General features: G+C 55.6%; 8 protein-coding genes. 4 read left to right on the top strand and 4 right to left on the bottom strand.

Going from position 1 to position 12966, the window contains the following annotated elements; genetic code table 11:
- The first annotated feature begins 130 nt into the window (after window positions 1-130).
- The gene (locus tag AC1DQM_RS02010) at window positions 131-1030 is read left to right on the top strand and encodes a bestrophin family protein (protein WP_111453630.1); all 900 of its coding nucleotides are present in this window, start codon (window positions 131-133) and stop codon (window positions 1028-1030) included.
- A 76-nt stretch (window positions 1031-1106) separates the two neighbouring features.
- The gene (locus tag AC1DQM_RS02005; protein ID WP_192350583.1) at window positions 1107-2162 is read left to right on the top strand and encodes a tetratricopeptide repeat protein; all 1056 of its coding nucleotides are present in this window, start codon (window positions 1107-1109) and stop codon (window positions 2160-2162) included.
- Window positions 2163-2247: 85 nt separating this feature from the next.
- On the opposite strand, the gene AC1DQM_RS02000 is transcribed toward AC1DQM_RS02005, so the two are convergent.
- The 4 genes from AC1DQM_RS02000 to AC1DQM_RS01985 all read right to left on the bottom strand — a co-directional run bounded on the left by AC1DQM_RS02000 (window position 2248) and on the right by AC1DQM_RS01985 (window position 8266).
- On the bottom strand, window positions 2248-2625 hold the full coding sequence (locus AC1DQM_RS02000; protein WP_018926027.1) for a response regulator: 378 nt from the start codon (window positions 2623-2625) through the stop codon (window positions 2248-2250).
- A gap of 44 nt (window positions 2626-2669) precedes the next feature.
- Window positions 2670-3884 carry a hybrid sensor histidine kinase/response regulator gene (locus AC1DQM_RS01995; RefSeq protein ID WP_477745776.1) on the bottom strand — a complete coding sequence of 405 codons (1215 nt, stop codon included), beginning with the start codon at window positions 3882-3884 and terminating at the stop codon, window positions 2670-2672.
- A 78-nt stretch (window positions 3885-3962) separates the two neighbouring features.
- The gene (locus AC1DQM_RS01990) at window positions 3963-4775 is read right to left on the bottom strand and encodes a CheR family methyltransferase (protein ID WP_018926029.1); all 813 of its coding nucleotides are present in this window, start codon (window positions 4773-4775) and stop codon (window positions 3963-3965) included.
- Window positions 4775-8266 (bottom strand): response regulator, encoded by a 3492-nt coding sequence (locus AC1DQM_RS01985; protein ID WP_477745775.1) that lies wholly within the window; start codon window positions 8264-8266, stop codon window positions 4775-4777. The genes AC1DQM_RS01990 and AC1DQM_RS01985 overlap by 1 nt, the downstream gene beginning before the upstream one ends.
- Before the next feature lie 258 nt (window positions 8267-8524).
- Between AC1DQM_RS01985 and AC1DQM_RS01980 the strand changes: the two genes are divergently transcribed.
- Window positions 8525-8887, top strand: a complete 363-nt coding sequence (locus AC1DQM_RS01980; RefSeq protein WP_477745774.1) for a response regulator — start codon at window positions 8525-8527, stop codon at window positions 8885-8887.
- A gap of 200 nt (window positions 8888-9087) precedes the next feature.
- Window positions 9088-12879, top strand: coding sequence for a M35 family metalloendopeptidase (locus AC1DQM_RS01975; RefSeq protein ID WP_477745773.1), 3792 nt, complete (start codon window positions 9088-9090; stop codon window positions 12877-12879).
- Window positions 12880-12966: the final 87 nt, after the last annotated feature.

Below are 12966 nucleotides of genomic sequence, written 5' to 3'. Positions count from 1 at the left end.
CCGATGGACACGCCTGCGTCGATAGAGCCTGTCGATCACTTCGTCAGCCAAAGCGATTGGACAGGATCCCCCCATGCCCCTAGGCTGAAATCGCTGCGAAAGCGTCACTCTCTCTATAAAGCCCCTGCCCATGATTGTGCGTCCCAAGCCGAATCTGCTCGGCATGTTGTTTTCCCTTAAAGGCTCGATTGCCAAGCGCATTGCCTTGCGCAGTCTGTTGGTGACCCTGCTGGCGTCGGTAATCGTGCTGGTGGAGATCTGGCACCCGGCGTATTTCTCCAAGGTCAACGCCACGCCGTTCACCCTGCTGGGTCTGTCGTTGTCGATCTTCATGAGTTTTCGCAACAATGCCTGCTACGACCGCTGGTGGGAGGGCCGCAAGCATCTGGGGCAGTTGATCATCGAAGTGCGATCGTTGATTCGTCAAACCCAGGGGCTGATGGAGGCGGCCGAACGTGAACTTATGCTGCGTGAACTCTGCGGGTTCGCCCATGGCCTGATCGCCCGCCTGCGCGTTGAAAACGAGATGAGCGCCATCAAGCCGTGGACGCAGGATGCCGTGGACGCAGAGCATCCGAACATCACTGACGCGCTCTTGCAGCGGATTGGCGTCCGGTGCTCGGCCCTTGCCGAACGCGGCCAGATCAGCGAATGGCGTTATACCCAACTGGAAACGCGACTGGTCAGCCTCAGTCAGGTCCAGGCCAGTTGCGAACGCATCAAAAGTACGCCGCTGCCCTTCCCCTACACCCTGTTGCTGCACCGCACCATCTACCTGTTCTGCATCTTGTTGCCGTTCGCCATGGCCGAATCTCTTGGCTGGCTGACACCGGTGATTACCGCCATTGTCAGCTACACCTTTTTCGGTCTCGACGAAATTGGCGACGATCTGGAAGACCCGTTCGGCTTCGATGAGAACGATCTGCCGTGCAATGCGATTTTGCGCACGCTGGAGCGCGAAGTGCTGGCAGCGTTGGGGCAAACCGACTTGCCACCGGCCCTTGAGCCCGATGACTACGTGCTGAACTGAGCCAGGGTTTGACTCACAGCCCGGCCTGACCGAAGCTGGTGACCTTGTAAAAGCCTGTCAGCTCCCGGATTCCTGCATGCCTCAGTCCCGCCGCTATCTGCTCATCAGCCTCTGTGCACTGTTTGCCCTCGCCCTTGCCTGGTTTTTTTTGCGCAGCACGACGCCCGTGGTGCCGGAGGCAATTCGACGCGGCTACAGCGAAGCGCTGACCCAGGCACGCACGGGTCAACCGGGGGCGGCGCGGGTTCTTTACCAGCAATTGGGCCGCCCTGACCTGTCCGACAAGCGCCGCGTCTGGCTACATGCCGAACTGCCCAACTACCCCAGCCCGCAAGCCTTGAAACTGGCGGATGCGGACCTGCAACATCCATCGGCGGAGGTACGCATCGCGGCGATCAAAAGCATCAGCGGTTTAGTGCCCAATGGACAGCGAAGTCTGTTGCTCGGGCCCTTGCTCGATGACAGCGACCCAAGCGTCCGGTTTGCGGCGGTCAACGCCTTGCTGGGGCTGTCTCCGGATGAGCTGGGGTTGTATTTCGGCCCCCTGGAGCAAGCCATTGACGCTTGGGAGCAGGTCCTCAAGCAGCAGCCGGAAAGCGCCGACACCCAGTACCAACTGGCGCGCCTGCATTTGCATAATGCCGAACTGAAGGACGCGCAGCAGGCATTGGAGCGCACGTTGCAACTGGCGCCCGGCAACTTGCCGGCACTGGTGATGCAGATTGACGTGCTGGATCGACTGGGCCAAAGCGATGCCGCCCAGCAATTGTTGGCGAAGCAGTTAAAGGCCCAGCCCGATTCGGCCTACTTGCAACATGCGTTGGGGCTCTGGTTGCTGCATCACGGGCAAAGTGAGTTCGCCTTGCTCGGGCTGTCCAAAGCCGTGGAGCTTGAACCCGACAATAAGGATTACCGCTACGACCTGGCCACCACGTTGCATGGTGAACAAGAGCTGGAGGCCGCGCAGAAACAGCTGCAGGAAATCGTCCAGCGCCACCCGGCCGATCGCAAGGCGCGCGTGCTGTTGATCAACTATTGGAAGGAAAGCGGGCAGCTGCAGAACGTACAGATCCTGTTGGCGCAGCTCGAGCAGCTCAATCCGGATGATCCGGCGTTGCAGCAAGGGCTTTAATCAAGATCAAAAGATCGTCCGAACGCGGCCCGAGCCTTCGGCAGCGCCTACAGGGGGGCCGTACGACACAACCGTCGACGCAGCTTCAGGAGAGCATGTCCTGCATGATCTGTTGCAACACATCCAGATCGAATGGCTTGGCCAGGATCGGTGCCTTGCGGGTGATCGGGCTGTCGGTCTCGCGGATTTCCTGCGGGTAACCGCTGATGAAGATCACCTTGAGTTCCGGTCGCAGCTTCACGGCTGGTTCGGCGATTTGCACGCCAGAAATCCCGCCAGGCAGGCGGAAATCGGTGATCATCATGTCCAGGTTTGGTTTGCTCGCCAGGATCTCAAAGGCCTGCTCACCATTTTCGGCTTGCAGCACCCGGTAACCTTCACCCGACAAATAAGCGGACAGCACCATCAAAATCGAAGGGTCATCTTCAACGATCAGTACCACGTCTTGTGCATCTTCACTCATGGAAAACCTTTGTTCGGTCAATAGCTGCTGATACGACCATGTGGTCAATCAGAGGTTGCGTTCATCGGGCTGTTTTCCTGCAGCGGCAGACAAACGCGAAACAAGGCGCCTTCGCCAATCCGGCTCTCGACGGTAATGGAGCCACCATGGGCGGCGACAATCTGCTGCGAAATAAACAACCCCAGGCCCAGCCCCGCCACCACGGCCCTGGTGGAAACCCGCTCGAACTGCTGAAAAATGCGCTGTTGATTCTCTATACCGATCCCGATACCGCGATCCTGAACCTCAACCCGCGCTTGCCCGTGGTGATTGTACACGCGAACGTCGATCGCGCTCTTGGCACCATAGCGCAACGCATTAGTCAGCAGATTGCAAATCACTTGTTCGATACGAAACTCGTCCCAGTCGCCCATCACGGGCTGGTCGGCGATCAAGCTGACTGACGACTCTGCGGCCTCAACCTGCGGTGCGAAGTTCTGCAAAAGATTGTGCACCAGTTGCACCAGGTCAAACCGACTGGGGCGGATCGACAGCTTGCCGGTGCGGATCCGCGACACATCAAGCATGTCTTCGATCAGGCGGATCAAGCTTTTGATCTGCCGTTCGTCGCGCTCGACCATGGCGTGCATTTTGTCCAGGGTGAACGCCGCGGCGTTATCCCGGGCCAGGTGCATTTTGCGCAACTGGGTTTCGAGGATCAGGCCATTGAGCGGTGTACGGACTTCATGCGCAACGATGGACATGAAGTCATCGCGCATGCGCACCGCCTGCTTCAGTTCTTTCTGGGTGTTCTGCAACTGTTCGAGCAACGCCCCCTGTTCGCGGCGACTTTGCTCCAGGGCTTCGACCTGTTGCTTCATCGCCTTGCTCTGGCGATACAGATCGACGAAGACATTGACCTTGCTCTTGACCGCGTGAACATCCAGCGGCTTGTGCAGAAAGTCCACGGCTCCACTTTCGTAGCCCTTGAATGCGTAGTTGAGATCACGGCCAGCGGCACTGACGAACACAATCGGGATGCTTTTGGTTTTTTCCGTGCCGCGCATCAACTCGGCCAACTCAAAGCCGTTCATGCCGGGCATCTGCACATCGAGAATGGCCAGCGCGAATTCGTGCTGCAACAACAGCGACAGGGCTTCGTCGGCGGACAAGGCCTTGTAGACGATGAGGTCCTGCCGCTTGATCAACGCCTCAAGCGCCAGCAGGTTCTCCGGCAGGTCGTCGACGATCAGCAGTTTGGTCTGGATGTCACTTGGCATGGGATTCGTTCCCGCTCGACACGCAGACGGCCGAAGCACCGATCACGATAGCTTCTACACAAGGAAAACCTGCACTGTTCATGATTTGCGGTAGATCCTTTCTTGTTTGACCAACGGCTCAAACTGATTGCCATAGGCCGAAAAATCCAGGGTTTCCTTGCTGCCCAGCGCCAGAAAGCCCCGATGACACAAAGATTCGTGAAACAAGCCGAACGTTCGATCCTGAAGCTTTTTGTTGAAGTAAATCAGTACATTACGACACGAAATTAATTGAGTTTCGGAGAATACGCTATCGGTGGCCAGGCTGTGATCGGCGAAGGTTACGTTGTCGCACAGGCTCTTGTCGAAAATCGCGTAGTCATAAGCCGCCGTGTAGTAATCGGCGAACGAACGCTGACCACCGGCCTGCTGATAATTGTGAGTGTAGGCCCGAACATTCTGCAGGGAGAAAATCCCCTGCCTGGCTTTATCCAGCGAGCGCGGGTTGATGTCAGTGGCATAGATGATAGTGCGCTCCAGCAAGCCTTCTTCGCGCAGCAGGATCGCCATCGAATAGACCTCTTCGCCGGTGCTGCAACCAGCAATCCAGACCTTGATCGACGGATAGGTCTTGAGCAGCGGCACCACTTCCTGACGCAGCGCCAGGAAGTGCGAAGGGTCGCGAAACATTTCGCTGACCGGAATCGTCAGCAATTGCAGCAGCTGCATGAATGCGGTTGGGTCGTGCAGGACCTTCTCTTGCAGCGCCGAGATGGTATTGCACTCGAATTGGCTCAATGCATGGTTGACCCGACGCTTGATCGACGCGCCGGAGTAATCGCGAAAATCGTAGCTGTATTTGAGGTAGATCGCTTCGATCAACAACCTCAGTTCGATTTCGCTGCGCTCCATTAGAGGCGTTCCATCTTCGGTAACCACACACGAATCAGCGAGAACAGGCGATCCAGGTCGATGGGCTTGGCCAGGTAGTCGTTGGAGCCGGCCTGCAAGCAGCGCTCCTGATCGTCCTTCATCGCCTTGGCCGTCACCGCAATGATCGGCAGCTTGCGCCAGCGCGGATCATTGCGGATTTCCAGGGTGGCTTCGAAACCATCCATTTCCGGCATCATCACGTCCATCAGCACCAGGTCGATGTCCTCGACTTCATTTAATCGCTCAATTGCTTCACGACCGTTACGACCAATCACCACCACCGCGCCCTTCTGCTCCAGCGCACTGGTCAGGGCGAAGATATTGCGTACATCGTCGTCCACCAGCAGCACTTTGCGCCCCTCGAACACCTTATCGCGGCTGCGGGCGGTCTTGAGCATGGTCTGGCGTTCATGGGATAACCGGGATTCGACCTTGTGCAGGAAGAGTGTCACTTCATCCAGCAACCGCTCGGGCGAACGCGCGCCCTTGATGATGATCGAGCGCGAATACTTGCGCAGCTCGGCCTCTTCGTCCCGGGTCAGATTGCGCCCGGTATAGACGATCACCGGTGGAAACGAGCAGATATCCTCGCAGGACATGCGCTTGAGCAAGTCGTTGCCAAGCATGTCCGGCAGTTTCAGGTCGATGATCATGCAGTCGAAAATCGTCGTGCGCAGCAAATCGAGTGCATCCTGCGCCAGGCCGACGGCAGTGATTTCGATGTCCTCGTCGCCGATCAATCGGGCGATGCTGTCACGCTGCAGATCGTCGTCTTCGACCAGCAATATGCGTTTGACCTTCTGGGTCAGTTTGGCTTCGAGACGGGCAAACACCTCCTTGAGCTCCTCGCGCGTAGTCGGTTTGACCGCGTAACCGATGGCGCCCATGTGCATGGCGGCCTCGACACGGTCTTCGACCGAGATCACATGCACGGGAATGTGCCGGGTTTCGGCTTGCTCTTTCAGGCGCTGCAACACCGTCAGCCCGGAATGATCCGGCAGGCGCATGTCCAGCAGGATCGCGTCGGGGATGAATTGCCGGGCCAGGTCGTAGCCTTCATCGGCGCCGTAGGCCACCAGGCACTGATAACCCAGTTCATGGGCCAGATCGTAGAGGATGTGCGCAAAGTCCGGCTCATCTTCCACCACCAGGATGCAACGAGTGGCGAACGGCGCCTTGTAGCGATCATCATCGAAACGCGCGACTTCGACCTCGGCAACCAACGGTACAGGCGCGGTAACCACGATGGCTTGCGGCATGGTCACCGGCGTGGCTTTCATCGTTTCGACAGGCGCATCGCCCGGTTCGATGTAGTGCTGCGGCAACACCAGGGTGAACACACTGCCCTGCCCCGGCGTGCTGGTCAGGCTGACGGAGCCGCCCAGCAAGGTGGCCAGATCACGAGAGATCGACAGGCCCAGGCCGGTTCCGCCGTAACGACGGTTAGTAGTGCCGTCGGCCTGACGGAAGGCTTCAAAAATGCTGTCCTGATGATCCGGCGCAATGCCGATCCCGGTATCACGGACGATAAAGGCGATGCCCTCGCCTGGCTGAGCCGCGACAATCAGGCTGACTGTGCCCTTTTCGGTGAACTTCACCGCGTTGGACAACAGGTTCTTGATCACTTGCTCCAGGCGCTGGCGATCGGTGAACAGCATCAGCGGTGCGTCAGCGCGCAATTCGACTTCAAAATCCAGTTTCTTGTCCGCGGCCAACGGCTCGAACATTCCTCGCAGGCCTTCCACCAGGCGCGCAACGCTGGTGTTCTCCGGACGCACCTCAAGCTTGCCGGCCTCAACCTTGGAAATGTCGAGAATGTCGTTGATCAGGTTGAGCAAGTCGTTGCCGGCGGAATAGATCGACTCGGCGAACTTGACCTGCTCGGCGCTGAGGTTTTCCTGCGGGTTTTCCGCCAGCAATTTCGCCAGAATCAACGAACTGTTCAGCGGCGTGCGCAATTCGTGGGACATGTTGGCAAGGAATTCGGATTTGTACTTGCTGGCACGCTGCAATTCTTCGGCGCGGGCCTCGAGCTCAAGCTGGGCCTGATTCAGCTGGCTGTTCTTCAGGTCCATGGCGTCGCGTTGCTCGGCCAGGATCTGCGCCTGTTCGGCGAGTTGCTCGTTGGTTTGCTCCAGCTCGATCTGCTGGGTTTCCAGGTGAGCCTGGGACTCCTTGAGAACCCGCGACTGCTCTTCCAGCTCTTCGTTGGCGCTCTTGAGCTCTTCTTGCTGAACCTGCAACTCTTCGTTGAGTTGCTGGGTTTCGGCCAGCACTTCCTGTAAGCGCTGGCGATAGCGCGCCGCTTCGATCGAGGTGCCGATGTTGCCGGCAACCAGTTCGAGCAACTCGATGTCACGATCTGTCAGCGGTCGCAGGAAACCGAGTTCGATCACCCCGTTGACGCGATCGTCATCGCTGGTCGGCACCGCCACTACACTGCGTGGTAAACCGTCGCCCAGGCCGGAGCTGACTTTGAAGTAGTCCCCTGGCACCTCATCAAGACGAATCAGACGCGCCTGTTGCGCCACCTGGCCGACAATCCCTTCGCCATTGTAAATCTGCTGCTCAAGTGCTTCCTGTTCCCGGGAGAAACCGTAAGACGCGATGCGCTTCAGGCCACCATGCTCCTCACGGACATAGATCGCCGCGACGGCGCTGCCCAGGTATTGCGCGCAGAACTGCAGGATATTGCGGCCCAACAGATTGAGCGATAACTGCCCCAGGACTTGCTCGGCCAGTTCGGTCTGGCCATTGCGCAACCAGGCCTGCTGTTCCAGACGCCGGGCGCTGGCCTGTTGCGCGGCGAGGTTGACGCTGTAGCTGCGGGACAGGTTGAGTAGATCCCGGCGGCCGACATAGGCCAGCAATCCGCTGATACCGGCTACGAACAACAGATAAAGGGCGATGCTCCAGATTGTGGCGCTTCGCACTTCTTCATTGCGCGTGGCACGCAACTGCTGCTCCATGTCGATCACGTCTTCGAATTGCTTGCGGATCTCATCGGTCAACCGTTTGCCGCGCCCGACCTTGACGACGCTGCGGTAATCACCGCCTGCGCGCTGCAAATCGATTATCGATTGCGCGTAATTGGCCCATTCCGTCTGCAAGGCCTGGAGCCGGTGCAGGCGGTCGGTTTGCACCGAATTGTCCGCGGTCAGTTCGAGCAGGGTATTGAGGGCGACCGTTATTCTTGGCTTGGCCGTCTCATAGGGCTCGAGAAATTGCTCGTCGCCACTGAGCAGGAAACCGCGCATACCGGTTTCCAGATCGACGGTCAGTTTTACGGCTTCATTGGCATTATTGATCACCCGGTCCGAGTGCTGGACCCACTGGATCACCGACAGCAGATAGGTGATCAGCAAGACAAAGAACGCCGCGCTGATGACACCGACACCCAACGGCAGGCTGACGTTGCGGCTCAGGAGTTTACGGAATCGTTGCTCATCAACCGCAGGCGCAGAGGTCATGGGAAGCCTTGTCGAACTGTTGGATGCCATCGAGTCTGCCCCAAATCGGCCGAGGGGATCCATTTTTCTGACACGTTTTTCGGCAATACCCTGCATTTCACTGCTCCGGCGCAAAGGAGCGGTTATTCTTCGCGGCTCTTGTGCGGCTATTGTTCTTTGTAACGCCTCGGGAACTTGTCGTGATCCGTCCCATACTCATGCAAGAGCCCGGCGATTTCGATCGACGCTATCGTAAATCCAACCTTTGAGAGCCCCACTATGTCCACCAACACATCCACCATCCTGGTCGTCGAAGACGATGCCATCGTGCGCACGCTGATCGTCGATGTGCTGGAGGAACTGGAATACCGGGTACTTGAGGCCGATGGCTGTGAAGAGGCGTTGGATTTCATCAACGATGAGGACCAGCACATCGACCTGCTGATGACCGATGTGGGGCTGCCAATCATGGACGGTCGGGAGCTGGCCAAGCAGGCACGCATGCTGCGCCCCGAGTTGCCGATTCTGTTCGCCAGCGGTTATGCCGAAAGCATCGAGGTGCCTGATGACATGCATGTGATCGGCAAGCCGTTCTCGATTGATCAACTGCGGGATAAGGTCAAGGGCATACTTGAAACGTAACTAAGCGCTTAAGCCGCGCCAAGCACCTGTTCCTGAAAATAGCGGTGCTTCTTAGTTGTCCCGCAACGGAACAGTCCGCACCCATAAATACTTTACAACCCCACCTGAAACAGGAACTAATACAATGCCAGTTGCCCAATAACTTAAACTAAAAGAGGATCCCCACACCTTTAAGCAACAACCAGTAGAAGGAACTACTAATGAACCAACTGCACACAGCTGCGAATTATAATTTGCAACTATCCAACCCTCAAGACATCACCCCTCGACTTAAACAAGGCATTGAGAGCGATAAAATCGAGCGAGGCGAAATCATCGCACAGCTTAAAAAGGCTATTTCCGGAAAAGAAAACAATGAGCAGATAGACTGGGAAGAGCTATTCATTACAGTGACCGAAGGTTCTTCGTTCGAACAGGCGCTGCGCCCCGGCGCTGTCATGTTGCAGAGCATGATCGACAAGCCCGCCTTTAAAGAAGTGCTCGCCTACTATTCCGTCCATCCCGATGCTTCGTTCTATGTTGTCGATGCAGGTCACATCATCGCCTCCCATAATGGCCGCGAAATACGATTGACCGCAAAGACCAAACTTGATCCGGACCTCAATGATGATTTGGTTGCAATCGCGGATATTGCAGCAACCATCGACAGAGTGGTGTTCTTCGACAATCGGCTGGGTGTTGCTCAATGGATCACATTCCACGAATACGAACTGCCCGAAGATGTAAAACGCATAAAAAACCTGATCAAACATCTAGAGTTTGACTACCACCCTTCCCCTGCATTGGGTAACTACTGGGAAGCCATCACGAGCAGTGAGGACAGGGCTTTGGTGTTGTCGGCGGACGACAGGCAAACAATTCGTACCTTGACCGCTCAGCACATCGGCGGACGCGGAAAACTGCTGGTGGACCTGTGTAGCATTGCATTGGGAAATCGTTCGAAAACAGCAAACCGATTGAATTGCCGCGAACTGCTGCATGAATTGGGTGTACACCCCTATTTCAAAAGCTGGTCCGAAAGTTATTTAAAAGCGCTTGACTGGTACGGATCCAAATCAGGTGAGTCCGTCTCAGAGTTGAACCTCGAGCAGGTGCTCATGACTGCAATTATTCTCGACATTTACCCGGACGCGGGAGGCGACGAGCGTCGAAATCACATCGCGGGTTACAACCTTTATGCACCTGAAAACATAGAGAAATCGGTTCCAGAGGTTTTCACTGAACTGGAACGGCATCTTGAGAATGAGCATGACATTCCTTCTAACACCAGTACGCTCGCCGCCTACTTGCTGCTGGCAGGCAGGGCACCCGAATTTCTGGTAAGAAATCTGCCCGAATCATTGCGACTGGGCACCCCCGAATGGATTACGTTCTGTCGGGGCGTTGCCATAGCAGAAGCCAACGCTTGCGGTTCCGTGCTTTCCATGACATTTGCCAACGTCATGCAACTTGAAGCGATTGAGCCAGTCAACAAGGAGCAGGAAATTCTGCACAGTGTGCTGTCAGTCGACCCGATTATTGACTGGGCGCTGTTGAACAACGTGATTACTCTTGAGCAGGTGGTCAGTGACTATAAAGGTTCTGGTGATCGTGCCATTGAGGCTTATCAGACCTTTGCAGATGCCTATTCGCAAGCAGTCGCCACGTTATCGACCCCACTGCCCAGCCGAAAAGCGATTTCCCGGGAGATACTTGAGCAGATCGTGCCGGACTGCGATTTCATCGACGAAAAAATACTGTTCGAGAAACAACGGGGTTGGCACGAGTTCAACAATTTCGAGCCGTTAGCCATGTCCATGGTAGAGCTCAACATGTCCAACCATCTGGGGACACTGAACTGGGATTTGAAAAGAAGCCCTAGTCTCTACCAGAGATTTCCGCACCTTGTGCCTAATCTGGTCTCTACGGAGGGGATTTTCAAACGTCGTTTTGACCAGGCTTATGCGCCATTGGAAAAAGCGATGGCCAGTATTGTCAAGCTGGCTTTGTCGGCGTTACCGCCGGCTGACCGGGTTCGTTTGCTGTGCGGTGAAGTCACTTTCTTCACTATCCGGCCCTCGGTTGCCATCATCCAGCCTCCCGATTTGTTTCCTCAGGAAAAACAGAAAGCCAAAGATGAAGCCACGGGTCGCTATGGCGTCGTGATGTGCTCGAAATATGAAGGCCGGTTGTATTGTTATGAACTGTTCACCTTACACGGTGAATGCAGGGAGAACCCTCAACTGGCAGCACTTGTGCAAAAAGAAGGTCTGCTGGCACAACCTGCGAGACTGGACTTTACCGATCACATCAACAGTTTGAGCAAAGCCGAAAAAATCCACAATTTGCCAACTGATATAGAGAGCTATACCCATGGAGTTCCACCCGGCAACACCCGGTCCAGTCATGGGGTAATTGAAAAACTGGGATCATTGAACGCATCGGTAAAAACAACACGCACTATTAAGCCTGGTTATTATGAGAGCTATCAAAGCGAAGAATTCAGCCCCCTGACAAATTACATTTTGAAGCATCGCCCCCTCTGGACGTACGACGAACTGATAGAAGACGCACGGGGCCGAACAGAACTGGAGCAAAGACACTCAAAGGAAGAACAACAATTCGAGACATTCATTAATATTATTGTGCCTTTTAAATCCTGCATCGAAGACTTCTTCTCCGACGATCCGGACCGTAACAGGGGCAGTACGTTGTCCTGCACGCTTGAACTAGCGATGACCGTTTTGCTGGTTGTTGGCGTCGCCGCAAAAGCCGCTAGCGTTGCGGCAAAGGCCGTTTCCACGGCCTCGAAGACCAGAGCGCTAGCCAAGTTGGGCCTAGGGTTTCTCCACTCTGTATTCAACCCGCTGGACGGTACGCCAGAGCTGATCCTGGGCGTCGGAAAGTATTTAAAGAAAGGTGTATTGGGTATCAGTCGGGCTGGCTTGAACTCTTTGGAAAGTGCAACCCATCAACTTCGAAGACTGACCGGCAGTGCTGACGCTTATGACTTGATCAAAGCGGCGCAACGAACTGATATCGGACAAGGAACCTGGCGTCCGCTGGGTAGCTCTGGAGATTCTTTCGTCGTGTCGGCGGTCCGCATGCAGGATGACTGGTACGCTCTCAACCGGCTGGGGCAGCCGTGGGGAAAGAAACTCAAAAACTTCGACTTGAGTTTCAAGTCCTACGTTCGCAAGAAACTCCTCCCGGATAGCTTCGTCTCCGCCTATGTCAAAAGAAGCTTACCGATCGCCCAGACAAAAATTGACACCGCACTGCATCAACTGGTGGCGAACAGTGCTGATTTCGACGTAAAAGCGGTAATAAAGTATTTCTTCGGCAACAGTTCCGCTCAAACTGTTGAGCACCTGACCGAAGCATTACGCAAAATGAAAAAAGACCTCAATCACATCTCCCTGAAGAACATAGATATTGTAAAAAAACCTTCGGACGGCGCGCTGGCGGCAATGCTTCCCGAGACCTTCGCGCGATGGAAAGCAGCGAATTACCCTGCTGATTCGGTTAACAGTCGATTCATTAAGATCTACTCGGACAATATGACTGACTTTTTCCAAAAGGAAAGGTTCGACAGAGGACGGATCGCTGATGGCGTGGTGCATGAGATGTCTCATGGCTCACAACGTACGATTGACCTGATGTATGGCAACCCGGATCCCGCATTTGGTAAGGCCGGCGATGTCGATGTGACTCAGTTGATGAATCTGGCGAAGCATCCGGAAGGATTAGATCCTTTCACATTGCGGGATGCCGATCACAAGGGGTTCCGTGAGTTTAACCAGCTTAAAAAAGACTTGCCCAAGATCGTTGCCGAGGCTCCTGCACTCCTGAACGCCGACTCTTACGCCCTGGCTATTGGCTTGCTGAATCAACGATCGGCCAATTACCCGCGCTTTCTCGAAAACCTGGGCCGGATGAGGAGCAAGTTCGACACCGCAACCGGTAAGCACATCACGGAGGCTGTGATCATTAATCTGTCTACACTCGCCTAGATGCCTGGGACAGAAAATCTCTGTCAACAGGGGCGCTGACCTCCCGTCGACTCAAGTAAACGGCCGCAAACTCACAGGAATCGCCTC

The organism is Pseudomonas sp. 01L34 (assembly GCF_056400265.1).
This window is presented reverse-complemented; position numbering and strand designations above follow the sequence as displayed.

Coding starts and splice junctions, on each gene's coding strand:
- AC1DQM_RS02010 (WP_111453630.1), top strand. CDS start 131: ATGATTGTGCGTCCCAAGCCGAATCTGCTCGGCATGTTGTTTTCCCTT.
- AC1DQM_RS02005 (WP_192350583.1), top strand. CDS start 1,107: ATGCCTCAGTCCCGCCGCTATCTGCTCATCAGCCTCTGTGCACTGTTT.
- AC1DQM_RS02000 (WP_018926027.1), bottom strand. CDS start 2,625: ATGAGTGAAGATGCACAAGACGTGGTACTGATCGTTGAAGATGACCCT.
- AC1DQM_RS01995 (WP_477745776.1), bottom strand. CDS start 3,884: ATGCCAAGTGACATCCAGACCAAACTGCTGATCGTCGACGACCTGCCG.
- AC1DQM_RS01990 (WP_018926029.1), bottom strand. CDS start 4,775: ATGGAGCGCAGCGAAATCGAACTGAGGTTGTTGATCGAAGCGATCTAC.
- AC1DQM_RS01985 (WP_477745775.1), bottom strand. CDS start 8,266: ATGACCTCTGCGCCTGCGGTTGATGAGCAACGATTCCGTAAACTCCTG.
- AC1DQM_RS01980 (WP_477745774.1), top strand. CDS start 8,525: ATGTCCACCAACACATCCACCATCCTGGTCGTCGAAGACGATGCCATC.
- AC1DQM_RS01975 (WP_477745773.1), top strand. CDS start 9,088: ATGAACCAACTGCACACAGCTGCGAATTATAATTTGCAACTATCCAAC.